We start from the raw sequence: 26,505 nt of genomic DNA on the forward strand, positions 1-26,505 counted from the left end.
AGGCCTAAAGCTTCTCGAAGTACATGACTGCGGTGTCGGTGTTTTTCTCTGGTGCCGGGGGATCGGTCTGCTTGCCTCGCCACAGGGGGCTGATGCCTGGCATGAACCAGGCGAGCAGGGCAACGAGAACCGCGATGACGATGGCGGCGGGAGTTGCATATTCGAGCGGCACGAACCAGTATCCGGCCGCGCACAAGGCGATGATGATGCAGACCCACAAGGGGACTAGGACGCCGAGGTTGAGCCGCCGCGTGGCGCGGTATTCGGCCCAGTCTTCGCCGGGGAAGCGAGTGCGCGCTTCGGAGCGAATCCGACGCGCGGTCTTGTGCTGTTGCAGCACCGAGGCGATGAGGGTGAAGGCCACGCCGGCGCCTGCAACGAGCATGTCTGCGGTGACGGCTCCATAAGCTGCAATCGCGAGCGCGAGAGACAGCGCAAGGCGCTCGGAGACGCTGAGAGGTAGCCCACGCGTGGGGTCTACGTCGGGATACAGATTTTTGAAGGCGCTGGTAGACGACGATGTCATGACCGAATGAGGGTGTCCTTTGTTGGGGGTTGCTTACCTAATCTAGGTTAGTATAGCCTATACAAAACTGCTTAGGTATGTGTAGCCTAACTTCTGATTCTTTTTGTTCATCGCATCAATACTTCATGAGGACTCTCTCCGTGATTCTCCGTCGAATATTGGGCACTCTTGCTGCCAGTACTCTCATCGCACTCCCTTCGGTCGCGCTCAACGCTCCTGTCGCCTCGGCTGCCGGCACTTGCTCCTGGAATTGGGGCATTAAGCAGTCCTACCGAAGCTATATCCAAGGCCAAGTCGCCAAGGGCCAGTGGGAAACGGACGGCATTGGTTTTACCGGTTCCGAAACCGGCGCAGACGGTGCTTTTACCTTCACTCCGGGCAAGGCTTCCGTAAACGGCGATACCGTCACCGTCCCCTTCGGCGGCGTCATCCACTTCACTGGACACAACTACGGCGGCGACGATCTGTTGGATATGACGCTGACAGACTGGCAGATTCAGGCCTCCGGCAACCGGGCGGCGATCGTGGTGGATTACGTCTCTTATGAATCTGACATGGTGGATAAGTCCGCACGCGGCCCGCAGATTACCGGCGATAACGTGGTCATCGCGGGGATCGATCTAGATCAACCCGTCGACGCGTCCGCGCACACGCTCGACCTTTCCGGCGACGTCACGCTCACCGACGAAGGACACAAACTCTTCATTGCCTATGAGTCGGGACAGTCGATGGACCCCTCGTCAGGGACCGTGGCCACGGATGGCAGCTGCGGCGGGTCCTCTGGCGGTTCAGGCAGCGGTTCGAAGTCCTTGGGGACAATCTCGGGCACGTTTACTGGTCGCAATGCAGAAGCCATGGCGATTCTGAAGGAAACGAACGACACCATGAATGGCCTGACCACCTTCATGGGCAACACGGAGTCCTTCCTAGACCAGCTAGAATCCTTCCGTTCTCGCACGGAAGCCGCCACGGGCACGACCACCAGCACTACCACTAGCACCACGAGTGGTTCAGGCGCGTCGGGAGCCAACACTTCGGGCACCGCGAGCCCTTCGGGTGCTTCGGGTAGTACTTCGAGCACTTCGGGTAGTACTTCGGGCAGTACTTCGGGTACTTCCGGCACTACTGGTGCTACTGGAACCACAAGAACCGCGCGGCCACAGGACCCCGGGTCCGCGGCTAGTGATGGGCAGTCAGAAACCTGCGTAGCCACGGGCGTGCAGGCTGCGACCGCCGAGTGGGGTGTCAAGAAGTCCTTCCAGTCGTATATCACCGGCTCCATCGCCAAGGGCGCCTGGACGCTCGACGGCGTAGGGTACGACAACTCGCGTTTCCAGTTCACGGGCACCGGCGGAGATGTGGATACTGCGGCGCAGTCAGGTTCCATCCGCTACGGCGGCGCTATGCATTTTACCGGCCACAACGGAGTCCTCGATCTCAATATCGCGAACCTGGAAGTCCGGTTCAACGGGACGAGCGGTCAACTCATCGCCGACGTGCGTTCCTCCAACATGGAGGGCGAGCGCAAGGACTTTGGACGCACGGTGCTCGGAGACGTGTCGTTTAGCCTGCTCGACGTGAGTGACTCCGCCGTCGACGGCGAAGCCACCGTCACGCTGACCGCAGCGGGCAATGATGCGTTCGCGAATTTCTATGAGCCGGGCACGACCCTTGATCCGCTTTCGTTGCATGCACAACTTGGCGGATCCGGGGACTGCGCCGGGGCGAGCGGAACTACGGCACACACTGGTGCGGCGACGACCTCCGGCGGTCAGAGCGCTGCGGCGGCAAAGCGGGCGGCATCGGAAAGCTCTGCGGGAGACGGCCCGCAGGCCGCGGCCGGCACGAGCACGTCTGGTTATGAAGACGGCAGCGGCAACTTCCAGATCAAGAAGGCCGCGGCCGCGGGCTCCTCGCCGGAGGCGAGCACGTGGCTCCTGCTGCTTATCGCAGGCCTCGCCATCGCCGGCGGTTCCATGGGCTCCGTCGTCCTGCGCAACCCGGCGTAGCGCACCCCTTGTTACCCAAGACTTGAGAAAGGATACGTTTCGCATGAAACGACTTTTGGTGGCGTTGGCGTGTGTCTTCGCCCTCACAGGGTGCGGCGTCCAAGGCGCCTATGAATCCCAAGACGCGCAGCTGCGCGACGCCCTCCCAGACGCGCAGTCGGCCAAAGACCCGCGCTCGTTTACGGGTGTGTCGAATGTGACGGACTTCGAGGATGTCGTCGCGGTGGCGGAGTCGCCTACTCCCGCGCTGCCGGTAGAGCTCACGGATGCTGACGGCTACGACGTCTCCGTTACGGATGTGTCCCGAATCGTGGCATTGGATCTCTACGGTACGTATACGAAAACCCTCGAGGGCCTAGGGCTTACGGACAATATCGTGGGTCGCACGGTGTCGTCGACGGAAAACGCTATCGCCGATCGCCCCGTCGTGACCCAGGGCGGACACAACATCAACGTGGAAGCCGTGCTCGAACTCCGGCCCACGCTGGTCATCGTCGATCATTCGATCGGCCCACGCGACGCCATCGACCAGATTCGCGCCGCAGGGGTGACCACCGTGGTCATGGAGCCGAAACGCACCATTGACTCGGTGGCCGAGGACATCACAAACCTGGCCGCGGTCGTGGGTCTGCCAGACGAAGGCGAAACGCTGGCCAACCGCTCCGTCGAAGAAATCGAAAAAGATAAGGCGGCCATCGCAGACATCGTGCCGGAGGAGCCAATGCGCATGGCGTTCCTCTACGCGCGCGGCAACGGCGGCATCTTCTTCATCATGGGAGAAGGCACGGGTGCCAAGGACCTCATTGAGGGTGTGGGCGGCGTAGACCTCGGCACCGAATACCACCTCTCTTACGCCGAACCTGCCAACGCCGAATCTTTGGCAAAGATTAACCCTGAGGTCATCATCATGATGACGGGCGGCCTGGAGTCGACCGGCGGCGTCGAAGGCCTCCTCGAGCGCCCCGGCATTGCACAAACCACCGCGGGCCAAAAGCAGCGGATCGTGACCATCCCAGACGGGCAATCGCTCGCCTTCGGGCCCTTGACCGGACAGACCCTTCTCAAACTTGCGCAGGCAATCTATGACCCAGACAATGCTTAAACCGGCGGCCCCCACGGAGGTTTTCGCTCGGCGCTCCCGCCTGCGGGTTGGTGTATTCGTATCGCTTGGGGTGCTGCTTGGTGTCGCCTTCATCCTGTCGCTTGCGCTGGGGCAGTACTACGTCGCGCTGGGTGACTTGGTGCAGATTATGGCCGCGGGCCCTGGCGGTGGCTTGACGGCCAACGTCGTGTGGCAGATCCGCCTGCCGCGCATTCTGCTCGGTTTCTTGGTCGGCGCGTGCTTGGGAGTGGCGGGCACGCTCATGCAGGCCGTGTTCGCCAACCCGCTGGCTGAGCCCTCCATCGTGGGCGTGACCTCCGGTGCCGGTGTAGGCGCGGCCGTGGTAATCGTCTTTAATATCTCCGTCCTGGGTACCTTCACGGTGCCGCTCGCGGCGTTTGCTACGGCGCTGCTGGTTACCGCGCTGATCTACCAGTTGGCGCGCTCACGAGGGCGTGTGGCGGTGGTCAATCTGATCCTGACCGGCATTGCTATCAACGCGGTGTGCAACGCCATCATCTCCTTCATGATGTACCTGGCGCCTACCGCGAACCGCGAGCAAATCATCTTTTGGCAAATGGGTTCGCTCAACGGTTCCCAGTGGAAACACGTGTGGGTGGGCCTCCCCATCGCCCTCCTCGGGATGGCCATTGCGCTGCGTCTTGGCCGCCAGCTAGATGTGCTCGCGCTGGGCGAGCGCGCCGCGGAACACACTGGCGTCGACGTCAAGCGACTGCGCATTATCGCCATCGCTGCCTCGGCGATCCTTACCGCCGGCGCAGTTGCTTTCGCCGGACTTATTGGGTTCGTCGGCCTTATCGTGCCGCACCTGCTGCGTACGATCATCGGCCCAGAAAACAGGGTCTTGCTGCCGGCCTCTGCGGTGGCGGGCGCCGTACTCATTGGCTTTGCCGACGTCGCTGCGCGCACGCTCATTCCTTTCGCCGACCTTCCCATCGGTATCTTTACCGCGCTCGTGGGTGGCCCCACCTTCTTCGTGCTGTTGCGCCGGATGATGAAGAAGGGAATGCATTGATGATTAACGTTGCGAATCTTTCCGTTTCGATCGGCGAGCGGAACCTGCTTTCCGATGTCTCCTTTGTCGCCCGCCCAGGGGAGGTCACCGGCCTCATCGGCCCGAATGGTGCGGGCAAGTCCACGCTGCTGGCGGCCATCGCCGGCGATATTGATTACACCGGTTCCGTTTCCCTCGTGGGGCAGGATCCGGCGGTGTCCTCCCCAGGGGCGTTGGCCCGTGCGCGTGCGGTGATGCTGCAGGACGTTACTGTGTCCTTCCAGTTTCTCGTGCGTGATGTAGTGGCCATGGGCCGGCGCCCTTGGGAGGGCACCGCCAGGCAGGCCGAGGACGACGCGATCATCGACGCAGCGCTTGCGGCGGTGGATGCGACGCACTTGGCCGGCCGCGATATTGCCACGCTCTCTGGCGGGGAGCGTGCGCGTGTGGCGTTGGCCCGTGTACTGGCGCAGCAGACCCCGGTGATTCTTCTCGATGAGCCGACTGCGGCGCTGGACATCCGCCACCAAGAACAAGTCTTGGGATTGGTGCGCTCGATCGCGGCGCAGGCTGGAGTGGCGGTGCTGGTGGTACTCCACGATTTGGGCGCCGCTGCGGCCTATTGCGATCACATCGTGTGCCTAGCAGACGGGGCAGTTGCCGCCGCCGGCCCGGTGCGCGAGGTCTACACCGACGAGATTTTGTCGCAGGTCTATCGCTGGCCCATCCAGGTGAGCAAGGCAGACGGCCACATCTCAGTCCATCCCGCGCGATGTCAGGTCGCCGATCCCGAGCAGTCTTTTGTCGATCTACTTAAGGAGTCTTAACTCATGCGTATTGTCTCTTCTTCTCTCGCGCTGGCGCTGACCGCCTCGGCGCTGACCGTTCCGGCAGCCTTTGCTGCCGATGCCCCCACCTGCGCCCCTGGCCAGACCCTGGAGACCCGCATTGTCTCCGGAACTGTGAATTGGGGCATCAAGGAATCTTTCCGCAACTACATCACCGGCCCCATCGCGAGGGGTGGGTGGACCACGTCCGGCGCGGTAACGCAGGACGAGGGTAACAAAGGCGGAGCAGACTTTCAGTTCCACTTCGAGGTGGATCCTTCTGCGTCCTCGGTGAGCCTGGGCGAAGACGGCACCGTCACGAAAGCCGATATTCGAACCAAGGATTCGACGCTGGAGTTTGAGGGCCACCACGGTGCGCTGTACACCAAGATGCTCTCGCCTTATGTCCTCACGGAGGCAGGGCAGGCAAAGGCGGGCACGTCCTACGAGGGCTACTACGTGCCGGGCAAGGGCATGACGGAATACACCCCGGAGGACCGCACGGAAGAAAACAAGAAGTCGGGCACGGATACCTTCGCTGAGGGCAATGCCGCATGGTCGAAGGACGGCGATATGCTCACGCTGAATGCGACCGACGTGACGTACAAGCCGAAGGCGGGTACCTACTACGATCGCGAGTCGAAGATCCAGCACATCGAGGGTATCGACGTGATCTTCATGGGCATGTACAACGAGAGCTACAAGCCGGAACTTGATGATGCACAGGTGACCTTGAAGACCGCGTCCGAGTGTGTGGGTCCTGCCGATGAGGGCACCGAGACCACCCCAGGGGAGCAGGACGAGCCGGGCCGCGACGAGCAGGGCAAGGACCAGGCAGGAGACCAAGGAAAGACTCCTGAGAAGGACCCAGAGAAGAAGCCGGAAAAGGGGCGGGATCAGAACCAAGGCGGCACGGATAACAAGGGCGAAGAAGGCTCTTCTTTTTCCAACGTGTGGAATATCGTGTTGGCGCTGACCGCTCTGGGCGGCATGTTTGCGGTCATCGGCGGCGCCATCGTGCAGTCCGGCGTTCTTAATCCCCTGCTGGCGCGCCTGCGTTAGCGAACCTGCACGGGTCTATTCCGAGTCGGCGTGACCCGCGTTGGCAAGGGCGTGGCTTTGGGCGTCGTGAGGATTGTCCAGGGTGGGGGAGAGCTGTTTGAGCACCGTGCGCACGATGGCGCGCACGCGCTTGTCCATGGGCATATCCATGTGTGAGACGACGGCGCGTTTGTCGACGTCTTGCACATAGACATTGCGCACCGTTCCGTCGGGAGTGTCGCCGGGATCCAAGAAACAGGTTTCCGGCGGCACGACGATGGAGTCTTGCTTAGTGGCCACGCACGTGTAGCTCACACCGGGGGCCAGGTCACCGTTGCGGTTGAGCTCCTCCAGCGTCGCGCTGCCCACGATTTGTTCCATGCCGGCTGGGCCGAAGTAAGCGTCGATGATGGAGCGCATGACGTGTTCTTGGCGGCGGCTGGAAATCAACGAGCTGACGATTCCACCTTGGGTGGTGCCGTGGTTGGGCGCCGACAGGCAGATGATGTGGCGCACGCGGTCCACCGCATCGTGGTTATGCATCCAGTAGCGGGCGACGATACCGACTTGAGAGTGTCCGATGAGCACGACCTGTTCCGCGCCGGTGACGGCTTGGACCGCGTCGATATACGCGCCGACCTGATCGGCGGAGGCGGCGATGGGGCCGGTGGCGCGGGCGCCATAGTCCGGTGCGAACACGGTCCAGCCGTCCTCGCGCAGCTCGGAGCCGAGCAGCTGCCATACGCCTTTCGTATCCGTCGTCCCGTGGATGAGAATGATGGGCCATGGGTGGTCTTCATCCGGGCGCGCTGCCCAGTCGTCTTCGAAAACGCCGCGTGGCTTCAGGCGTGCGCCGAGCGGTAGCGATGCCAGGCGTGCCGCGGTCTCTGCCTCGTGGTCGTCGCCTGCGGACCCGCGTGGATGGCGAAAGTCGAGGTCGAAGAAGCTGCGGCGCTCGGCACGCAATAGCTCGGCGATTTCGTCGGCCACTTCCTCGCGCAAGGCGTTAGCGGGCGCAGGGGTGGTAATGCCGTGGCGCGGAGAGTCTGAAACTTGTTCCGCCGCCGGTGTCTCCGGCAGGCCTTCGGTGGCGTCGTAGCTGACGGAAGGGGGAGTCGGGTCTGAACGCCAGAACCGCCCGAGTCCCTCGGAGATGAGGGTTTCGAGTTCTTTGAGCGGTTCTTTGAACGAATCTGTTGCCATAACTCTCATCCTATTTCGTGCCGCGATACATTAATTTTTCGGAATTATTAGTGGTAACGGTGATATTTCGCGGGATCGCGGGAGAAAGTTCTCGTTCCCCCTTGACCATCCAACTAAAGGTTTATAAACTAAGCCTTGCCTAATCACGGGCGGTTGCTTACTAGGAAGGTCGCGCTCCACTTCCTTCTCACGGTAAGTGCCGAAAGATTAGTCATGGGGAGAAGGCCCGTCAGCGCGCAGCTGACGGGCCTTCGTTTATCTCTGGAAGTGGTAGTTGGGGGACGAGCCCAAATTCCTGCGCCTACCGGCGTGCTCGCGAGCTTTCGCTACGTCTTTTCTTCCCCCGCGCGCCTGCGCATGGAAGTCTTCGGCGGCCTCGCCGTCGCCCTCGCGCTTATCCCCGAGGTCTTAAGCTTTTCGATCCTGGCGGGGCTGGATCCACGCGTTGGACTCTTCGCGTCCGTCATCATGGCAATCTCCATCTCCTTTACTGGTGGTCGTCCTGCCATGATCTCCGCCGCGGCCGGCTCGGTCGCGTTGGTCATTGCTCCCTTGTCTGCCTCCCACGGTCTGCAGTACGTCCTCGCGGCGGTGCTGCTGGCGGGAGTCCTGCAGATCGTTCTCGCTTTCCTCGGGGTCGCCAAGCTCATGCGTTTTATCCCGCGCTCCGTTATGACTGGCTTCGTCAACGCGTTGGGCATCATGATGTTTACCGCGCAGCTGCCGCACCTCATGCACGTCCCGTGGATCGTCTATCCCCTCGTGGCGCTCGGTGTGGTCATCATGCTTCTGTGGCCGAGGCTCACGGAGGTCGTCCCCGCCCCGCTCATCACGATCCTCGTCATCACAGTGCTCGTCGTCGTCTTCCGCTGGGACATTCCGGACGTCGCGGACCAAGGCGAGCTACCCACGAGCCTGCCGGGCTTCGTTTTCCCTGACGTGCCGCTCACGCTCGACACGCTCACGCTCATCGGCCCGTACGCGGTAGGCGTGGCCCTCGTCGGCCTCATGGAGTCGCTGCTCACAGCCAAACTTGTCGACGACATTACGGACAGCCACTCGGATAAAACGCGCGAGTCCCTCGGTCAGGGTATTGGCAACGTCCTTGCGGCGAGCATCGGCGGCATGGGCGTGTGTGCGATGATTGGCCAGACGATGATTGGCGTCAAAGCTTCTGGTGCTCGCACGCGCCTGTCGAGCCTGCTCGCTGGCATCTTCCTCCTCATTCTCATCCTTGTGTTGGGCGATACCGTGGGTGCGATTCCCATGACTGCGCTTGTCGCCGTCATGATCCTCGTCGCCGCGGACACGGTGGATTGGCACTCGGTGCGCACCATCCACCGCATGCCGCTGTCGGAAACGCTGGTCATGCTCGTGACGGTTGTGGGGACATTGGTTACTCACAACCTGGCGGTCGGCGTCATCGCCGGCGTGCTCACGGCCATGATTGCGTTCGCGCGTCGCGTCGCGCACCTCACCCAGGTCGAGCTCGTTGCTTCCGATGCCACCCGCGCCGCGTACCGCGTCACCGGCCAGCTTTTCTTTGCTTCGTCCAACGACCTTGTCTATTCCTTTGACTACACGCTGGGAGTCTCTGAGGTCGATATCGACATGTCGGCTGCGCAGGTATGGGATGCCTCGACTGTGGCGACGCTGGATGCGGTGCGTGAGAAATACGCGCAGCGCGGCGTGACCGTGGATATTCGGGGTCTTGATCCGGTCAGTCAGCAGCGCCTCGACCGGCTCTCGGGCAATTTGGGGGACTAAAACCTGGGGGAGAGATGTGCGCTGAGCATGGGGGTGCGACGATTAGTCATACTTTCGGTCGAATATGCGTCACTGTGGGCATGAAGTATGGCATAGGTCTTGATATGTAAGGCTTGCCTTGTTTAGACTATCCACATTAAGGTTAGGCAAGCGTTACTTAATCAGGAGGAATTTGGCCATGACCGTTGCCATGACCACGACGCCGCTTTCGCAGATGCTGCGTGAGGAAACCGCGCGAGCGCACGCCAGCGCAGAGGGCTCAGATTTTATGACCCGCTTGATGGCGGGTGAGCTCAGCGCAGAGGCACTCGCCACCTTTACTGGGCAGTTGTGGTTTATCTATGAGGCGCTTGAGCGCGCGGTCCGCACGGTAGCGGATACTCGCATCGCCGGAGCGGTGGCCGACCCCCGGTTGGAACGCCGCGATGCGCTGGAACTCGACCTCGCGGAAATGTACGGCCCGCAGTGGCGCGACGAGGTGCGTATCCTTCCCGCCACCGCACGCTACGTCGCGCGCCTGGAATCGCTCGATACGCCGGGATCGGAGCCCCGGGTCGTTGCTCACCACTACGTGCGCTACCTTGGCGATATCTCGGGTGGGCAGGTTATTGCCGCGCGCCTGGGGGCTCTCTACGGTATCGACCCGGATGCGCTCAATTTCTATAACTTCGCGGCGATTGGCAAGATTCCGCCCTACCGCAGCGCGTACCGCAAGGCGCTCGACGAGCTCGCGCTTTCTGATGCCCAGCGTGCCGCTCTCATCGCCGAGGCACAGGCCGCCTTCGCGTGTAACTCGGCAGTCTTCGCCGAGCTAGCGAAGCTGTATCCGGGCGCAGCGTAGCGCCGGGTTCACTATTTCCTCTCTTCCCCCTTCTTGTTTTATCTGTATTTCTAAAGTGACCTGGAGGTCTGTCGCGTGAAGAAAATCTCTTCTGCTTCTCTCGCATCTGCTCTTATCGTCTCTGCAATGGCTGTTCCGGCTACTGCTGCAACGCAGGACCTGACGGCGGGTACATTCGCCTGGCCCATCAAGACCTCATTTATGGAGCATCTTGCTGGCCCAATGGCAGCTGGCCGTTGGACGACCACGGATGGGGCGACGTATAAGGACAATCAGCTGCTCTTTCCGGTCAACGTCGCTGAGACGACGTTAGATGCGGACGGCAACGGCACCATCGTCCTTGACGGTTCGGCGCATATCGTGGCCTACAAAGGCCTGGGCGCGGGCGGCTCGGCCGGCCTCGATCTCACCTACTCAGATCTCAAGCTGCAGGTGCAAGGCACGAAGGTCGAGCTCGTTGGAGACTACGTTTTGTCCGGGGATCCGGGCGATAAGGGCGCGCAGGTCGACAGGGATGGCGATGATGACGTGCTGGTCACGTTCACCCTCGATGCCCCCATCGCGGTTGGGACCGATGTGAGCGCGCAGGATCGCCAGGCCACCGCGGGTGCAGGCCTGGAGGGCTCGCTACTGCGCTATAAGGAAGGTCAGATACTTGAGGGCGGCGACGTTGATCTCGTGCTGGACTTCGCTGATGGCAAGGATGCCGGGGTAGTCGAGGGGCATAAGTCGACGGGACTTGCCCGGGCTTCCGCGCAGTTGGGAACGCTGAGCTCGGAGGAACCGTCGAGCGAGGGTATCGGCATCCTCGTGGGGGTGATTGCGGGCGTTGTGGCGCTCGTGGGTACCGCGGTGGCAGGGATGCCTTTGGTGCTTGATGCGCTCAAGCGGGCGGGCATCCGACTCTAGTTCGATTGCTTCCGTTTGTGTGGATTCGGGCGTTGATCAGGTTGCGGTAACTTAGGTTACCGTGACCAAAATTGTCTTTGGCCTGCATGTTTGGGAACCCTAACCTAGCTAGCGGCATTTTTGAATATCTGTATTATGGGAGACTATACCGCCGGAAACCCGTTGGATAGCCGTCGGAAAAGACAGAAATTTACCTATTGAACAGGTACCGAAAGGCAAGGATATTCAATGAACGAGAAGCTGCAGAGCCTGCTGAACGCACAGGTTATTAACGAGCACGGCGCCGCCCTCATCTACACCCAGCTGGCCTACGAGATGGATGATCTTTCCTTCCCGGGCATGCGTGACTGGTTCTACGCTCAGGCTGCGGAGGAGCGCGAGCACGCTCAGAAGTTTGCCAACCACCTCCTCGCACGCGGTTACCGCGTGGAGCTCACCGATGTCCCGGTTCCGTCTGTGAAGGCCGCGACCCCGCTCGACGCTTTCGAGGCTGCCTACGCACACGAGCAGAAGGTCTCCGAGCAGATCCGCGAGATCGCTCGTACCGCTGATGAGGTGAAGGACCTTGAGTCCCGCCAGATCGTGAACTGGTTCCTCGACGAGCAGATTGAGGAAGAGGACACCGTCACCGAGATTATTGACCAGATCAAGCTCGTGGGCAACGATGGCTCCGGCCTCCTGCGCATCGACGCCACTCTGGGCTCCCGCGCAAAGTAGTCACGCGTGGCCATCAAGGCCTAGCTAATACACAAAGGTCAAGGGACAGTGACCATGCGGTAACAAACCCATCAAGATTGTCCTAATATCTCCCACCAACCCCATGGTTGGTGGGAGACTGCGTTTTATATGTCTATGAAGCAGAAAACCTGGACCGTGGTCGTGCTCCTCGCGCTCGCCGTCGCCTTGGGCGTCGGCATGGCGTTGAGCAGTACGCACGTTGCGCTCGGCACTTTTCTGCTTGGTGCGGCACTCATGCTGGGGCCCTTCGCGGGGGCGGGTCTCTTTCTTTTTGCTGCGCTCATCGCGGTGAGCCTGCCGCAGAAGTCCATTGCGTCAGTCGGCGGCGCGCTCGTGCTTGCCGCCGTGGGCTTGGTGATCTTCACGCCGCTCGGCATCATTCCGGACGCCATTGTGCCGCTGTATGCAGGAGGCGCGGCGCTGGGTGCCGTGGCGGTGCTGCTCGTGCCCACGGGGCTGCCCGGACGCTTGTTCCGTTTCTAGAACTCTGTCGTTTTGGGACGAGTCTGCGCGGCTTTCCGTAGTCTGGATGTATGTCGACGTATCTTTTCGATTTCTACGGAGTCTTGCTCCGTCATCGCCCACCGGAGCCGAAGGAGGCGCTGCTACGTCTCGTCGGTGCCGAGGATCCGGCCGCTTTTTGGACGGCGTATAACGAATTGCGCCCGGCCTATGACGCGGGCGTGGTGAGCGACGAACGCTGGTGGCGCCAGATGCAGGTGCGCCTAGGCCTTCCGGACTTCGATATCTCTGAGGCCGTCGCTCAGGACTTCGAGCCGTGTACGGCGCCGGACCTCGACGTCGTGGGGTCGCCCAGGAGTTGCTTGGCGCGGGCAATGCGGTGGGCGTGCTGTCCAATATTCCGGTGGGACTCGGTCGTATGGTGCGCGAGCGCAACGACTCGTGACTCAAGGAATTCACCGCCGTGGTGCTCAGTGGCGAGATTGGCGTGGTCAAGCCCGACAAGCGGGCCTTCGACGTGGCGATGGACGCGTTGGGTGCGAGTGCGAAAGACACACTCTTTATTGATGACACCCAGGGCAACGTCGACGCAGCACGGGCGGCAGGGCTGCGCGGGTATCTCTACGACGGCAACCTTGCCGAACTGCGTGCGGAGTGCGGGCTGGCCTAGGCGGCGCGCACCTTCGCGGTGTTCAGCTCAAGCGGCGTGCGCAGGAGCGGGTCGAGCGCGACGGCGCGGGCGATGGAGCGGACGATCTCCTTGTGGTTGGGGATCATGCGCAGCTCCGTCGCGGACGCGAGATCGGGGTCGAGCTCGCCGCGTGCGGCCGAGGCAAAGAGCTTCGGCGCGGTGGGCACGTCGTAGAAGGCGGAGCCGGCGATGACCACGGTGTCGGGGCGGTGGGCATCGATAAGCTGGGCCGTAAGGCGGCCGAGGTCGGAGGCGCGCTGGGCAAGGACCGAGGGGGCATCGGCAGCCTCAGCGAGACGGGGCGCAAGCGCGGCGTTGACGAGGGTGTCGCGTGGGTCGGCGCCGTCGAACTGTGGGAGCTCGATGGAGGCAACGCCGTCCTCATCGGACAGGGCGGCGCCAATCGAGTCATCCGCGAAGAGGACGAGCGTGCGGGCTTCGTCGCCGAGAGGAGCGGCCTGCGTCTCCGAAGCGAGGATGGCGGGCACGGCCGGGGTGACAGTGACGGGGACGCCGAACTGGAAGTCGAGGCGTCCTGCGATATCCATGCCGTCCCAGCCGAGGTTGGCCGCGTGGACCTTGCCTTCTTCGTCGACGGAGCCGGAGGTGGTCACGCCGACGGAAACGAGTGTGCGGTCGACACCGGTGGTGAGCCGGTTGACGCCAGCGATGACGTGCTCGACGAAGTCATCGGGGCTGAGCTTCGAGACCGGGGTGGGAACGTTGTCTTCGCGGATAATGCGGCCGCGGGTGTCGTAGAGGCCGATATACGTCGAGGTGGTGCCGACCGCGATGCCGGAAAGGAGCCAGCCGTTATCGGAGGCCTCGAGCGGAACCGTGGGGCGGCCGCGACCTTGGGAGCGGGTGAGGTCCGTGCGCTCTTGGATGAGGCCGGCCTTGAGGAGAGCGGCGGTGGCGCGGGTGATGGTGGGCTGGGACAGTCCGGTGGCCTCCACGAGCTCGCTGCGCGTGATGATGGGATTGAGGCGTACGAGGTGGAGACGGGCCTGACCCCCGGACAGTGGACACGTCGGGGGTTAGCTATGCTGCTTGGGTCAGTGTAGCTGATGTGAGTGCTTCGTAGTCATCGGGGGCTAGAAGGTTGCACCAGGAATGCCGTCTGCGCGTGTTGTAGCGCATGCACCATCGAAAGACTTCTTGGCGGCAGACGATGGGATTGTCAAAGACTTTCCGATCACGCAGGACTTCACGCTTTAAGGTGGCGTTAAATGATTCTGCCAGGGCATTATCAGCACTCGTTCCCACCGCTCCCATGGATTGGCGAACACCAAGCTGGGTGCAGTGGTCCCTAAAGGCTTGTGAGGTGTACACACTGCCGTGATCGGAATGGAATACAGCCCCGTCAAGACTGCCACGCACACCGTGCGCGTGGGCTAGTGCATCGACGACCAGTGACACTCGCATGTGGTCTGCGATCGCATAACCTGCAAGTTTCCGTGAATACGTGTCAATGACTGTGGCCAAATACATGTTCTTGCCACCCTTACAGGGCGGGTAGGTAATGTCGCCAAGATAAACGCGGTTCGGCTCGTTGGCTGTGAATGTACGGCCTACTAAGTCCGGCATGACACGGTGGCCAGGCTTGCGCCTGGTAGTGACACATCGGCGGCGCTTGGTAAAGCCTTTAAGTCCCATGGATTTCATGATGCGTGCGACCTTCTTGTGATTTATCGGAGGAAAGTCCGTATCGTCGTTAAGGCTTGCAGCGATGCGTTTAGCACCATAAAGCCCGTGCTCATCATCGAAGATGGTCTTGATTCGTGCACCAATAAGAGCATCGGAACACGTCTTTAACCTGCGCTTTTCACGGGTTTGGACCCATTTATAGAACGAGGAGCGATTGAGCTTTAACACGTGGCACATCCGCTTGACCGAGTATTCGGTTCGGTGGTCATAGACAAACTGGAAGCGGATCACCAGCGTGTCTCTTCGGCAAAATATTTAGCAGCTTTACGTAGAATATCGCGTTCTTCGCGCAGCTTCGCGTTTTCTTTTTCCAGCTGGCGGATTCGCTCAGAATCAGTCGCCGCTTGGGCTTTATCATGCACGGCTCTAATGCGGGCACGCTTTCCGGTGCCGTACTTGGTGACCCAAGAATGCAGCGAGGCACGGTTGATACCGAGCTCTGCTGATGCTGCGTTCAGCGAGAGGTCCTCATTGTTTTCATAGAGGGCCACAGCATCGCGTTTGAACTGTTCGGAGTACCTGGACATGGTGGTAGATTACCTTTCTTCCCAGCCCGACTGGGCTGGAATGAAAGGTGTCCACCAAAAAGGGGTCAGGCCCAATCACCACGCGCTCGCCTTCAGCAATGGGGTAGTGAAGAAGGTAGTGGATTCAGCTGAGTGCCCTTTGCCCTCCGTCGGAAGAAGAGTGGTGGAGAAGGCCTCTACGTCACGGTCTACCGTGGCCGGGGAACCTTCGGTTTCGCCGCCTTCGATCTCCTCTAAGTCTGACTCGTAGGCGTTGAAGGTGCGCGGTGCTGCGCGGCTAAGCTCCTTGGCCAAGCTATCGGCGTCGGAGGCGTCGGCATAGGTGCCGCCGGTGGCGTCGGCAATGCACTGGAGTTCCTGCTGAGCTTCAGGTTCCACGTTGAAGCCGACGGTGTTGATGACCAGGTCGATACCCTGTTCCTTGAGTTCCTTCGCCACATCGCAGACCGGTGGCGGGGTACATGTCGCAACGCCATCCGAGACCAAGATGATGCTGCGCTGGCCTTCCTTTGGAAGCTCAGCCGCGGCCTTGCGCAGAGATTCACCGATGGGCGTAAAGCCGCGCGGTTGGAGGCCATCCATGTGGCCAATCATCTTCTCAGAATTGCCGGCCTCGGGTGGCGTTACCACGGTGATGTCCTGGCAACCGGCAGCTTCATCTTCAGGAGCCTCGCCGGTGTTCCCACCGTAGGTGACAAGTCCCAGAGGGGCGTCGTCCCCGGCTTCGGTGATGAAGGTGCGGGCGGCATCTTTGGCGGCGTCGATGCGGGTCTGGCCGCCGGCATCGTTGGTGATCATGGAACCGGAGGAATCGAAGACCACCATGGTCGGGGCCATGTCACTAGAAGCAGTGGGGGAGCTCGGCACGGAGCTACTAGTGGAGGTTGAGCGTGAATCTTCGGCGGTGGCGGTGAGGGGAAAGAGAACGCTTACGACGGAGAGAGCGACTGCTGCGAGGAAAAGAATCGCCGTGAGCAATGGTTTTGGTATGAAACGTGACTTTGTGTGCATGTGAGTTAAATTACACACAGGAGGCGATCTGCGCTTGGGAACGGGAAATACAGGGGGATTAACCCCCGTGCATTCCGTTTCCGTTTGCGTGTTTTAGGGGGCCTTAGAACAACCGGGTATACATCCGGTAAAGCGAGTCGAGCATGCTCTGAATGTTGTTGCGGACCGGGCTGTTCGGGTCCAGCGCCGCCACACCGCCGGCGACAATCAGCGCGCTGATGGCCCCCAACAGGAAGCCAATCATGCCGCCGCGAGAGGACGAGCACGAATCATCCGAGGACCCATCGGAGGAGCCTGCCGAGCTTGCCGACGCCCCCGCAGAGCCCTCGTCACAGTTCTCATCCGGCTTGGCTGGCTCACCTGGCTTGGCTGGCTTGGAGGGATCCGAAGGCTCGGAGGGCTCGGCAGTTTTGGTAGTGGTAATGGTCGTCGGCACCTTGGTGGTGATGGTCTTTTCCTCAGTGGTGGGCACCATCGAGGTCACTGTCTTGGTGGTCTTCTCCGCTGGGAGCGTGGTGGTCACCGTGGTGGGGACCTCTTTGGTTTCCGTGGTGGTCACGGTGGTCGGTACCTCCGTGGTGACGACCTCAGTTGTGGTCGCCGGTGCCGGGGTCGTCGGCTTCTCTTCGCGCGGGTCCGCAATGGCGTGGTCGTTGTTCTTCAGCGTGACCTTGTCCACCAAGTTCGGGTTGTTGGCGTTGTAGGTGCGGAAGGTGAGCTCATCACCGGTCACATCGACGACCATGTAGTCCTCGTCGTAGTCCTGGCGCCAGATCGCCGTGGACTCGTGCGGCAGAGCAGGGTCCATGTTTTCCATGCGGGCATTGGGGTACTTCTTCCCGTCCTCACCCTGGAAGTCATAGAACTTGCCGCCGCCCGCCGAGGTGGTGGTGATGTAGAGGACCTCACCGTCATTGGGGGCGAGGACGTCGCCACGCTTCGCAGGAGCCTTCACCGGCTCAAGGCCGTTCATGAGATGGGTACGGGTGTAGATGTGATCGTGGCCGCTGAGTACGGCATCGACGTCCAGTTCGGACATGACCGGAGCGAGCTTTTCACGGAGCTTGGTTACATCGCCATCGGTGTAGTGGGTGCCTTGAGAGAAGAAGGCGTGGTGCATGCCCACGATGATCCAGTCATTGAAAGCTCCGCGGTTTTCAATGGTCTTACGCATGAACTCCGCATGGCGCTCAATGTCCGCGTCACTGCTGGCGTTGGTGTCGAGCCCAAGGAAGAGAACGTTGTTGCGCTCAAAGTAGAAATCCCGCAGGTCTGGCTCCTGATTCGGGTTGATGAAGTGCTCATCGTAGTGCTTCATTGCCAGGTCTGACGGGTACGTCTCGTGATTGCCCGGCAGTGCGTTGGTGGGAATGTTTCGAATCTCCGGTGAGGAGAAGTAGCCGTCGTACTGCGCGATCGTCGCGCCCCAGCCCTCAACCTGGTCACCGAGGGACCAGATCATGCTGGCTTGAGGGGCGTCGGCAACCGCGTTGCCGATGGTCTTGTTCCACTGCTCGGTCTGACCCTTGATGTCGGCATCGACTCCAATCTGCGCGTCAGAAACCGTGACGAAGCTCCAGTCCTGGCCAAAGCTGCCGGTGTTAAAGGTTTCAGGCTCGGACCAGCCGCCCTCTTCGGAGCCGACGCGGTAGGTGTACTCGGTGTTTTCCTTTAGACCCGTAGCGGTGGCGTAGTTGGACACGTATGCAATAGCGCCACCGTCCTTTTCCTCGGCTTCAAAGGTCTGGGCGCCGTCTGGGCCGGTGACCTCGAGGACTTCCTTGTCTGCCGGGCCCTGGGTGCGCCACGAGACAATGACGGAGCTTTCCTTGCTTCCCGGTTGGAGCACCATCCGGGAAATGGGGCTAGTTTGAGCGGTAGCCAGAACGGGAACGCTTACCTGTGAGGTGAAGACAAGAGCGGCCGCGGTCATGGTGGCTACGCCAGCGGAGGCGGGAGAAAAACTAAAACGCTTCATTATTGCTTTGTGTGCCTTTTGCGATGAATATCGGAAGTTGAGTGTGAGAGTGTTTCTCTGCTGAGAAAACAGAGAAACAGACATGACCTAGTCACAGAAACATCTCAAGGTGAACCTCCGGTTAAGCAGAATAGAAATCTGTGGAACATGCCCCCGGTATAGGGGATATCACGCGCTGTTTCGCGTTGAAATAGCAGTTTTGGTGAGCTTATGTTTAGCCCCATGTCCCACGAATTCGGGTCCACAGATACCCCAGACTCTTCAGAATCTTTAAGAAACTCTCGCGCTATCCGCTTTAATCGACGCACCGCGCTGCGTTGGGGCGCCGTTGGTGCATCCACCGCGGCCGCTGGCTATGGGCTGTCGGCAGCAACTGCCCAGCACGGCACCCCGCGCCAGACCCCGTTGGAAGCGTATAACCAGTACACCGGCGCCCAGCTGCCTTTCCTCCACGGCGTTGCGTCCGGCGATCCGCTGCCCACCTCGGTGGTGCTGTGGACCCGCGTCACCCCGGACCGGGATGCCCTGCCTGGTTCTGGCATGGGAGACGACGTTCACGTGGCATGGGAGATTGCTACAGATGAGGCGATGGGTTCCGTGGTGGCACACGGCCAAGAGGTTGCCTCCGCGGAGCACGACCATACCGTTCACGTAGATCCCTTTGGCCTGAACCCGGACACCGTGTACTACTACCGCTTCCAGGTGACCTCGGGTGAGCATAGCGGGGCGTATTCGCCCGTGGGCAGGACGAAAACTGCGCCAGCTGTCGATGCCCAGGTAGACAACCTGAAATTCGCCGTGGCCTCGTGCGCCAACTACGAATCGGGCTTCTTTAACGCCTACAAGGACATGGCGGAGCGTGGACGCTCCGGGGAGCTTGACTTCGTGGTCTTCCTTGGGGATTACATCTACGAATATCCCACGGGGGAGTACGTGGGCAAGAGTGGTGTGGCACGTGAGCACCACCCCGTGGGGGAGATCGTCACGCTGGAGGATTACCGCATCCGCTACGGCCGCTACCGCACCGACGAGCACCTGCAGGCTGCGCATGCTGCGGCCCCGTGGGTCGTGGTGTGGGATGACCACGAGACAGCCAACAACTCCTGGCGCGAGGGCGCCGAAAACCACACACCTGGGTTTGCAGAGGGCGAGTGGTCCCGCCGTTGGAACGACGCCTTGCAGGCCTATTATGAATGGATGCCGCTGCGCCAAAAGCAGCTGAGCGAGGGCGGTAAGCTTTACCGCAACCTGCGCTTCGGCTCTCTCATGGAGCTCACCATGATGGACCTGCGTACCTACCGCGACCAGGAAACCACCGCCGCTAACTTTGGGGATCCGAATCGAACCATCGTGGGTAACGAACAGCTGCAGTGGCTGCGAGACACTATTGCGATGTCAGACGCCACGTGGATGGTGATGGGCAACTCGGTGATGATGGCTCCCATGCGCCTGCTGACCATCCCAGGTAATGATGCCGCCAATGAGGGCTTGCGCTTTGTCAAGGGCAATACTTCTGGCTTCGCCGTGAATTCGGATCAATGGGATGGATACGCCGCCGACCGTGACCGTGTACTCGAGGCTCTTGATGCTCGCGAGGGTAACTCCTTCTTCATTACCGGTGATATTCACTCGGAATGGGCCAACGACATCTACCTGCACGACAAGCGCGTGGCCTGTGAGCTGGTGACTACCTCAATTACGGCGCCCAATGTCGACGAAATCCTCACCACCTACACAGGCACCTACCACGGGGAGGACAACTCGACTTCGTTACTCATTGAGGACGCAATCAAGGACGCCAATCCGTGGGTAAAGCACTTGGACTATGACTCCCACGGCTATGCCGTCGCGCATCTCTTTGCCGATCACGTGGAAATGCACTACTACCGTGTTTCTGATGTTGAAGCTGAAGATGCTTCGGTAGCGCTGGCGGTGAGCAAGACCTGGAATCCTAAGGACGGATTCACCGCCTAGCCACCATCCGCCGGCGGGCGCTGCGGGGGATCAGCCCAGCGCTCGGAGGTAAAAGAAGCCGATCAGCGCGCGCCGGGGAATATCGAGCAGCGGGCGCAGGAAGGGGAGGCGGGCGGGTTGGGAGGAGGCGTCGACAAGCAGCAGCGTGCGCCCATCCCGTAGGCGCTCCAGGGTAAAGGTCTCCTCGCCGCGCTCAATATGGCCGGGAAGGGTGCCGTAGGTAAAGCCACACCGGCGCTCCTCGCGGAAGACATCCACGACCCGGCAGCGAAACTCCCACGGCCCCAGCCCGAGGCTGACCTCAGCGCCTTCCTCCACCGTGGCGTGGCTGGGCTGTACCCGGAAAAGACCGCTACGCTGCAGGCCCCAGCGGAAGAGTTTGTCTGCGGCGTCATCGAATTCAGCGTCGATGACGCGGGACATGTGCAGCTGCGGGAAGCCCTCGGTGGAGGAGTACGACAGTGGCTCAGGCATGGGGCTTAGCCTAGCCAAACCGCCCTTAGATGATGCTTGAGAAGAGTAAAATAGGGTGTATGCAGGAGAAACGGAAACGACTTATCGTTCCTGACTTAGCGCGTGGCACGGCGCTTTTGGGGATTGCCATGGCGAACGCCGTGCAGAGTTGGGTTGTGAACGAGTGGTCCTTGGGGCCTAGCTCCACCCTGGGTGGTGTGCGTCCCGATAGCGCCCTGGACACCGCGGCCGCGGTGTTCACCGGCATGTTTGTACGTGTGCGAGGCCTGCCGATGTTCTGCATGCTGTTGGGATTCGGCATTGGTCTCATTGCTGCGAGCCTGCAGCGTAAGGGCTACACCATTAAAGAATCGCGGCGCGTACTCATCCGCCGCTACGGGCTGCTTGCAGTTTTTGGTCTGGCGCATGGCTTCGCGCTTTTCGACGGTGACATCATGCTGGTCTATGGCCTCATGGGCATCGCCTTGGTTTGGTGCTTTACGCTTTCGACGCGCACGCTGCGGCGCATTGCCTACTGGTTCTTTGGCGGCTATGCGGTTTTCGCCGGTTCGGGCGCGGTGGGAGCCTATTTTGGCTACTTCAATCCTCTGCCCAACTCGCGTCCGATGACCGGTGAACTTGTCACATTCGGTGACTATTTCGCCCGCAACCTGCGCGGTGAGGTTGCTGCTCTGGGGCAGATCCCCATCACATTTGTGGGGCTGGTAGGCGTTTTACTCATCGGATATATCTGGGCGCGGGAGGGCGTGCTTGCAAACGTTTCTGCGCACCGCCGAACCTTGGTCACCTGGGTTGTTATTGCAGGTATGGTCATTGTCTTTGTTGGTCTTCCGTGGGGGCTTGCGGCCGCTGGCGTTGTGTCAACCGAATTGGAACCGGTGTTCTTGATGCTGAACCAAGCTTTTGGCTTTCTTACGGGTCCTGGCATTCTGGCGGTTTTGGCACTGCTCACGGAGAAACTCAACAATCGCGTTCCTGGGTGGGCCTTTGCTTTCGTGGCATTGGGCAAGCGCTCTATGTCGGGCTACATTGCGCAATCGGTTTTGTTTATTGTTCTTGTCACCCCAGCCGGCTTCGGACTAGGCGCGGATGCTTCGGTGAGCGGCAAGCTTGGAATCGGTCTGCTGGTCTTTGTCCTGACGCTGCTTCTCGCTGCTCTGCTTGAGGCTTGGGGCAAACCTGGCCCGTTCGAGTGGGCGCATCGCCGGCTGGCGTACGGCCCAACGTGTCGTATTGAGTCTAAGTCGGCTCTCGGGTCGGCTTGATGTTGGTTTAAACGGCTGATTTCTCGCGCAGAAGCCAGCCGCAGAGCTCCTTCTGCGCGCGGTCCACGCCACCGGGGTAGTTTTCCTCTAGCTCGAGTTTTACGTTATCAAAGATACGTTCCGAGATGAGTTCCGCGCGCTCTCTACTCAGCTGCCCGCGCAGCTCATCGAGCGGCACCTTAAGCTCCGTGTACGGACTCGGGCGGAAGTACCATGACCGCATGTCTTCCGAATAAACGACAATAATCGTCTTCGTCATGTGCGATTCCAATACAACATTGCCAAACACGAGTGATGTTAGCTTCGTGGATTCCATGGCCGCGATTGTAGGCCTGTGTAATGGAATATACGAGGCTTCATTTTTGGAGGCGTTCCGATATATTTTGTCAACCTCGCGGGTGTCTTAATCGGGGTTGATGTTTCAGCCGGGGCCGTTTGGACGTGTTGTTGTCGGACATGGCTTCAGCTCTGCAGGCATTGCCGCTGAGCAGTAATGGGAAGCTGGATCGTCGTGCCCTCCCCGATCCAAATTAAGTTAAAAAGTCTCGGATTACCCTTGTTAGCCTACCCTGGGTGATGGTAGCCTTACCTAACCTTGTTCGTTTAGTGAAATGGAAACCCATTCAGGATGAAGAACTCAATCGTTGTCCGTGCGCTCAGTCTCGCCGTGCTCTCCACTACCCTGATGTTGGGAGCCTGCAGCTCCGATACAGATGGCAAGGCGGAAAATACTTCCTCAGGCGCAAACTCCGCAGCGAATTCCGGTGATAATGCCTCCGAAGTCACCATCAAGCACGCCAGGGGGGAAGACACATACCCCGTAAACCCCGAGCGCGTCGTTGCCATTGGTCCAGCCATCGACAACCTGCTGGCTATGGGCATCAAGCCCTCCGCCGTGGTGGTGTCTGCTAAGGACATGAATGCCCCGTGGCGCGACGGCAAGTTGGACGGCGTGGAGATTATCAAGCAGGCCGATTTCAAGACTCTGCCGAAGGAAGAGATCGCTGCCGCTGCTCCGGATTTCATCGTCGGGGACTACTGGACGATCTCCGAGGATAACTACACACAGCTCTCCGAGATCGCGCCCACTCTGGGTGGTATTGGCACCGAGGGTGAGGGGATCGGCTGGAAGTCGCAGCTGAAGGAGCTCGGCAAGATCTTCAACAAGGAAGATAAAGCTCAAGAAGTCATCGACCAGGATGAGAAGGTCTTCACCGATGCGAAGTCCGAGCTGCCGAATATCGAGGGTAAGACCGGTGTGGTCTCCCAGTTCGCTCAGGGATCCTTTGGAGCTGTGGCCGACCCGAAGGACCCAGGAGCCTCTTTCATCTACGACCTGGGTATGAAATTCCCGGAACCTCTGACCGACGGCTCTATTGAGGTAAAGCAGGGGCGCGTGACTCTGTCGCCAGAAAACGTCTCCGCCCTGGCTGCGGACTTCATGGTGATCTATAACCGCACCGGTGACATCGCGGAGGTGGAGAAGATCCCGGGCTACTCAGACCTGCCGCAGGTCAAGTCCGGCGCCACCCTGGCGGGTAACGAGGCTGTGGTTGCCGGCCTGAACACGCCGACCTCCCTGTCCCGTGCATGGGTATTGGAGCAGGTCAAGCCTACCTTGAAAAAGCTCTCTTAGTCTCTTTTTCTCCAGCACCCCTCGCGAGTGTGTCGCCCGGTGTGGCAGCGTGGGGTGTTTTCTTATGCCCTTTCTTGTTCGCTCACTCGCCTCCCCGCTGCCGCCCGCCGACCCGCAAGGAACTTTGCTTGTCTTCTGCGCAGTGGGATCCGGCTGCTGCGTGGAGGCGCCGTCCGGGGGCGTATCCGGTGCGGGTGAGCGAACTTGAACTTACGCATGCGCAGCTGGTGAAAGTCGATGGCTGGAAGAACGTTTTTCAGCAGTGGGCACCGCGGTGCTGGACAAGAGTTCGGCTGACCGGCCAGCACCCGAGGCGAGAGGCATCGACCCTGCGCATGCCGACCAACCGCATGCCGATCCACCGCACTGACCCGCTACACACCGTCCCAATCCACTAAACCAACCCACATACTGACCCTACGCACACCGACTCACCGCACACCGCCAACCCAGAAACGAGAAAGGAATGACCATGGCGAGGAATAGCCGAGACAGGGAAATCTACCCCATTACGATCCGCGAACTGCAGGTCGATGACATCGAGGACATCACACCAGGGATGCGTCGCATTACTCTGACGGGCGAACAACTACGCGCCCATAGTGCGTTCGGCGTAGACGCACCACCGCTAGTCAGCGATGGTTTCGACGACGATATCCGCATCATCTTCCCAGACCCGGCCACCGGGGAGCGCCCTCACCCCATCACACGGGAGGACGCGACGGTGCTATGGCAAGAGGAAGTCAAAGATCTGTTTCGGACATATACCGTCCGTTCATTCGACGCCTCCCAGGGCCGTCTCGTCGTAGACTTCGCGCGGCATGGCCAAGGCCTGGCCGAGGACTGGTCCGCACGAGCTCGACCGGGAGATCCCCTGTATATCGCAGGGCCGAAGTCTTGCGCAGCGCTGCCCACCCACACTCCGTGGCTACTGATGGTGGGCGACGAGACGGCGCTGCCGGCGATTGCTCGCTGTATAGAGTCTTTGCCCGCCGGGTATAGGGCAGTGGCGATTATTGAGGTAGCCACGCGGGCACATGTCCAGCGACTGGAGTTCGAAGCACAGGTGGACATTCACTGGCAGGTGCGAGACGAGGGCGGGGACTTCGTGGCGAAAGCTACCGAGTTGTACGGAGAACACCCAGAGTGGGCGGCCGAGCCCGCTGCGATGCCCTATGTATGGGCTGCGGGAGAGGCCGGGCGATTGAAGGCGATCCGACGCTGGGTTCGAGCTCTGGGGATTCCGCGGGAAAACGTGGAGATTACGGGGTACTGGCGCGCAATGGCACCGGCGCAATCGGAAGCAGGGGCGACGGCTACGCAGGCTGAGAGTGCGGGGCAGGTTACGGGCACTCCGTTGCAGGGCGACAGTGAGGGGGCGGAGACAGGGGCTGTGACGAGCTACCGTAATGCGCTGGTTGAGCTGCATGAACTCACCGAAATGGGGTCGGCGATTCTTGTGCGCCAAGCCGTAGGGATGGGGATTTTCGGCCTGATTGATGAGGGCGCGGATCGAGTGGATCAACTGGCCGAAGCAACTGGCGTGCAGCAGGAGCTGGCTCTCCGGATTGCGCGTTACCTGGAGGCAGTGGGGTTAGTGACGTTGTCGGCGGATGTAGCACTGGATAGCTCATCGGAGGATGTGGCGGACCAACGGGCGGTTCGAATCGGCCTCACTGCGCTGGGCAGCGAGTTGGCAAACCCGGATTCTCCAGTAAGGGATTGGATTACCGGGCCGGCGGCCGCCAAGACCGCAGCACTTGGCCGGCTAGGGCAGGCACTGCAGAATCCGGCTGATACCGGCGAGCACCGCTGGGACTACATTGTGCAAACCCAGCCACAACTGGCCGTGGAGGAACACGAACAGGCGGCCTCCAGTGCTCAGTGGTCGGCCCCGGCCGCAGCGGAGATTCTGAGCAGCAAGCTACTAGCGCGACAGGATGCTGGCTCGCTTCGATGCGCGGTGGGAGGTCCGGCCGCGGCGGTGTATGCGGATGAGATTCTACGTAAGATACCGCAGGCAAACGCCGTGGTGTTGGGGTCGTTTTCGGAGGCAGAGGATGACGCAAGGATCTCAGTAGGCGCAGCAACTGCAGCGATGACGGAGCCTGGGGCCAGCGCAGAGGAGGTTATGCTGCGCGATATTGCTCCACGCCGCCGGGATCGTGCTCGCTATAGTGCACTGCACGCTCCAACGGTTGGGCGTAGCGGTGGGGATGCGCGCCGGGCGGATTGGGCTGGCACAGTGGCTACTTTGTGCGAGCAGGTAGATGCTGTGGTGCTGGTTGATCCGTGGCGACGTTGGCCAACTATAGAGTTGCAGCAGCTGGTAGCTGCCGTACTACGTTCTGGGGCGCAGCTGTTCCTGGTGACCCCAGTGTTGCAGGAAAGTGGGGCCGAGGATCATGACTACCAGGAAGATTTATCACGCCTCGTTCTGTATGGATCGCAGCTGCCCACGGCCCGTGTGATTGCGAAGCACCTGGCTGCCGTGGGTGCGGTAGTGCGTTCGAAGCAGCCGGTGGGGTGGAGTGCCCAGCTGTTCGAGGTGGGGAGGGGAGGTAGGTAACTGCCGGTGGTCGGGCGAAGCGTGTGGAGGAGCGGCGGACGTTCGGTGGTTTGCTAAACCGTTTCTAAAGTGCCCCCTGTCGGCCGGGATCCCCCCTTCCGCTGGGAGCCTTCCTATCGGCTGGGGTCCCACCCCTTCGGCTGGGAGCGCCTGTCGGCTGGCCCCTAGCGGCTGAGCTGCCTCCATATCGGCAGCCACACCCATTACGTTGTTGGCAGTTCCGCTTGAAGGAA

25 protein-coding genes are annotated in these 26,505 nt (G+C 60.7%); 17 read left to right on the forward strand and 8 right to left on the reverse strand.

Annotation, left to right across the window (positions count from 1 at the left end; translation table 11 throughout):
• Positions 1–4 precede the first annotated feature (4 nt).
• Positions 5–526, reverse strand: a complete 522-nt coding sequence (locus tag HMPREF2760_RS10695; RefSeq protein ID WP_070524723.1) for a hypothetical protein — start codon at positions 524–526, stop codon at positions 5–7.
• 125 nt (positions 527–651) lie between these two features.
• On the opposite strand from HMPREF2760_RS10695, the gene HMPREF2760_RS10700 reads away from it, so the two are divergent.
• The 5 genes from HMPREF2760_RS10700 to HMPREF2760_RS10720 are packed head-to-tail and all read left to right on the forward strand — an operon-like array spanning position 652 to position 6,541.
• Positions 652–2,535, forward strand: coding sequence for an HtaA domain-containing protein (locus tag HMPREF2760_RS10700; protein ID WP_070524721.1), 1,884 nt, complete (start codon positions 652–654; stop codon positions 2,533–2,535).
• 43 nt (positions 2,536–2,578) lie between these two features.
• Positions 2,579–3,637, forward strand: a complete 1,059-nt coding sequence (locus HMPREF2760_RS10705; RefSeq protein WP_070532438.1) for a heme/hemin ABC transporter substrate-binding protein — start codon at positions 2,579–2,581, stop codon at positions 3,635–3,637.
• On the forward strand, positions 3,630–4,673 hold the full coding sequence (locus HMPREF2760_RS10710; protein WP_180963883.1) for a FecCD family ABC transporter permease: 1,044 nt from the start codon (positions 3,630–3,632) through the stop codon (positions 4,671–4,673). The genes HMPREF2760_RS10705 and HMPREF2760_RS10710 overlap by 8 nt, the downstream gene beginning before the upstream one ends.
• Positions 4,673–5,479 carry a heme ABC transporter ATP-binding protein gene (locus HMPREF2760_RS10715; RefSeq protein ID WP_070524714.1) on the forward strand — a complete coding sequence of 269 codons (807 nt, stop codon included), beginning with the start codon at positions 4,673–4,675 and terminating at the stop codon, positions 5,477–5,479. The genes HMPREF2760_RS10710 and HMPREF2760_RS10715 overlap by 1 nt, the downstream gene beginning before the upstream one ends.
• A gap of 3 nt (positions 5,480–5,482) precedes the next feature.
• Complete coding sequence (locus HMPREF2760_RS10720) at positions 5,483–6,541, forward strand: HtaA domain-containing protein (protein ID WP_070524713.1); 1,059 nt, start codon at positions 5,483–5,485, stop codon at positions 6,539–6,541.
• 15 nt (positions 6,542–6,556) lie between these two features.
• On the opposite strand, the gene HMPREF2760_RS10725 is transcribed toward HMPREF2760_RS10720, so the two are convergent.
• On the reverse strand, positions 6,557–7,732 hold the full coding sequence (locus tag HMPREF2760_RS10725; protein ID WP_070524711.1) for an esterase/lipase family protein: 1,176 nt from the start codon (positions 7,730–7,732) through the stop codon (positions 6,557–6,559).
• Between the two features lie 348 nt (positions 7,733–8,080).
• Here HMPREF2760_RS10725 and HMPREF2760_RS10730 point away from each other — a divergent pair, with 348 nt between their 5' ends.
• The 7 genes from HMPREF2760_RS10730 to HMPREF2760_RS10755 all read left to right on the forward strand — a co-directional run bounded on the left by HMPREF2760_RS10730 (position 8,081) and on the right by HMPREF2760_RS10755 (position 13,110).
• Positions 8,081–9,490 (forward strand): SulP family inorganic anion transporter, encoded by a 1,410-nt coding sequence (locus HMPREF2760_RS10730; protein ID WP_070524759.1) that lies wholly within the window; start codon positions 8,081–8,083, stop codon positions 9,488–9,490.
• 178 nt (positions 9,491–9,668) lie between these two features.
• Positions 9,669–10,331 carry a biliverdin-producing heme oxygenase gene (locus tag HMPREF2760_RS10735; protein ID WP_180963879.1) on the forward strand — a complete coding sequence of 221 codons (663 nt, stop codon included), beginning with the start codon at positions 9,669–9,671 and terminating at the stop codon, positions 10,329–10,331.
• 126 nt (positions 10,332–10,457) lie between these two features.
• Positions 10,458–11,240 carry an HtaA domain-containing protein gene (locus tag HMPREF2760_RS10740; RefSeq protein ID WP_083299245.1) on the forward strand — a complete coding sequence of 261 codons (783 nt, stop codon included), beginning with the start codon at positions 10,458–10,460 and terminating at the stop codon, positions 11,238–11,240.
• A gap of 228 nt (positions 11,241–11,468) precedes the next feature.
• On the forward strand, positions 11,469–11,957 hold the full coding sequence (locus tag HMPREF2760_RS10745) for a ferritin (RefSeq protein ID WP_070524707.1): 489 nt from the start codon (positions 11,469–11,471) through the stop codon (positions 11,955–11,957).
• Between the two features lie 129 nt (positions 11,958–12,086).
• Entirely contained in the window at positions 12,087–12,461 is a 375-nt protein-coding gene (locus tag HMPREF2760_RS10750) for a hypothetical protein (RefSeq protein WP_070524705.1), read from the forward strand.
• A 295-nt stretch (positions 12,462–12,756) separates the two neighbouring features.
• Positions 12,757–12,885 carry a hypothetical protein gene (locus HMPREF2760_RS13165; protein WP_256375375.1) on the forward strand — a complete coding sequence of 43 codons (129 nt, stop codon included), beginning with the start codon at positions 12,757–12,759 and terminating at the stop codon, positions 12,883–12,885.
• An 18-nt stretch (positions 12,886–12,903) separates the two neighbouring features.
• On the forward strand, positions 12,904–13,110 hold the full coding sequence (locus HMPREF2760_RS10755) for an HAD-IA family hydrolase (RefSeq protein ID WP_070524703.1): 207 nt from the start codon (positions 12,904–12,906) through the stop codon (positions 13,108–13,110).
• Here the strand turns inward: HMPREF2760_RS10755 and HMPREF2760_RS10760 are convergent.
• The 4 genes from HMPREF2760_RS10760 to HMPREF2760_RS10785 form a co-directional block, all read right to left on the reverse strand.
• Positions 13,107–14,153 carry an ROK family transcriptional regulator gene (locus HMPREF2760_RS10760; RefSeq protein ID WP_070532436.1) on the reverse strand — a complete coding sequence of 349 codons (1,047 nt, stop codon included), beginning with the start codon at positions 14,151–14,153 and terminating at the stop codon, positions 13,107–13,109. The two genes, HMPREF2760_RS10755 and HMPREF2760_RS10760, sit on opposite strands and share 4 nt — an antisense overlap.
• A 19-nt stretch (positions 14,154–14,172) precedes the next feature.
• Positions 14,173–15,365, reverse strand: a protein-coding gene (locus HMPREF2760_RS10765; RefSeq protein WP_148138856.1) for an IS3 family transposase whose coding sequence is annotated in 2 segments (ribosomal slippage) — positions 14,173–15,086 and positions 15,086–15,365 — 1,194 coding nt in all. Because the reading frame shifts where the segments join, the coding sequence is not laid out codon by codon here.
• A gap of 75 nt (positions 15,366–15,440) precedes the next feature.
• On the reverse strand, positions 15,441–16,376 hold the full coding sequence (locus tag HMPREF2760_RS10775) for a vWA domain-containing protein (protein ID WP_227486303.1): 936 nt from the start codon (positions 16,374–16,376) through the stop codon (positions 15,441–15,443).
• A 103-nt stretch (positions 16,377–16,479) separates the two neighbouring features.
• Complete coding sequence (locus HMPREF2760_RS10785) at positions 16,480–18,354, reverse strand: purple acid phosphatase family protein (RefSeq protein ID WP_070530338.1); 1,875 nt, start codon at positions 18,352–18,354, stop codon at positions 16,480–16,482.
• Positions 18,355–18,576: 222 nt separating this feature from the next.
• Between HMPREF2760_RS10785 and HMPREF2760_RS10790 the strand changes: the two genes are divergently transcribed.
• Entirely contained in the window at positions 18,577–20,328 is a 1,752-nt protein-coding gene (locus HMPREF2760_RS10790) for an alkaline phosphatase D family protein (protein WP_185963350.1), read from the forward strand.
• Positions 20,329–20,358: 30 nt separating this feature from the next.
• On the opposite strand, the gene HMPREF2760_RS10795 is transcribed toward HMPREF2760_RS10790, so the two are convergent.
• Complete coding sequence (locus HMPREF2760_RS10795) at positions 20,359–20,802, reverse strand: DUF1990 domain-containing protein (protein WP_070597332.1); 444 nt, start codon at positions 20,800–20,802, stop codon at positions 20,359–20,361.
• A gap of 59 nt (positions 20,803–20,861) precedes the next feature.
• On the opposite strand from HMPREF2760_RS10795, the gene HMPREF2760_RS10800 reads away from it, so the two are divergent.
• Positions 20,862–22,067: a DUF418 domain-containing protein gene (locus HMPREF2760_RS10800; RefSeq protein ID WP_070530333.1), complete on the forward strand. Its 1,206-nt coding sequence runs from the start codon at positions 20,862–20,864 to the stop codon at positions 22,065–22,067.
• 7 nt (positions 22,068–22,074) lie between these two features.
• Here HMPREF2760_RS10800 and HMPREF2760_RS10805 read toward each other — a convergent pair whose 3' ends face one another.
• Positions 22,075–22,383, reverse strand: a complete 309-nt coding sequence (locus HMPREF2760_RS10805; protein WP_070530331.1) for a hypothetical protein — start codon at positions 22,381–22,383, stop codon at positions 22,075–22,077.
• A gap of 312 nt (positions 22,384–22,695) precedes the next feature.
• Between HMPREF2760_RS10805 and HMPREF2760_RS10810 the strand changes: the two genes are divergently transcribed.
• The 3 genes from HMPREF2760_RS10810 to HMPREF2760_RS10815 all read left to right on the forward strand — a co-directional run bounded on the left by HMPREF2760_RS10810 (position 22,696) and on the right by HMPREF2760_RS10815 (position 26,272).
• Positions 22,696–23,703, forward strand: a complete 1,008-nt coding sequence (locus HMPREF2760_RS10810) for an ABC transporter substrate-binding protein (RefSeq protein ID WP_070597334.1) — start codon at positions 22,696–22,698, stop codon at positions 23,701–23,703.
• A 128-nt stretch (positions 23,704–23,831) separates the two neighbouring features.
• Positions 23,832–24,101 carry a hypothetical protein gene (locus HMPREF2760_RS12785; RefSeq protein ID WP_143335455.1) on the forward strand — a complete coding sequence of 90 codons (270 nt, stop codon included), beginning with the start codon at positions 23,832–23,834 and terminating at the stop codon, positions 24,099–24,101.
• A gap of 74 nt (positions 24,102–24,175) precedes the next feature.
• Positions 24,176–26,272 carry a siderophore-interacting protein gene (locus HMPREF2760_RS10815; protein WP_070597336.1) on the forward strand — a complete coding sequence of 699 codons (2,097 nt, stop codon included), beginning with the start codon at positions 24,176–24,178 and terminating at the stop codon, positions 26,270–26,272.
• Positions 26,273–26,505: the final 233 nt, after the last annotated feature.

This window comes from Corynebacterium sp. HMSC065D07 (assembly GCF_001810695.1).
In the GTDB taxonomy this organism is placed as follows: domain Bacteria; phylum Actinomycetota; class Actinomycetes; order Mycobacteriales; family Mycobacteriaceae; genus Corynebacterium; species Corynebacterium hesseae.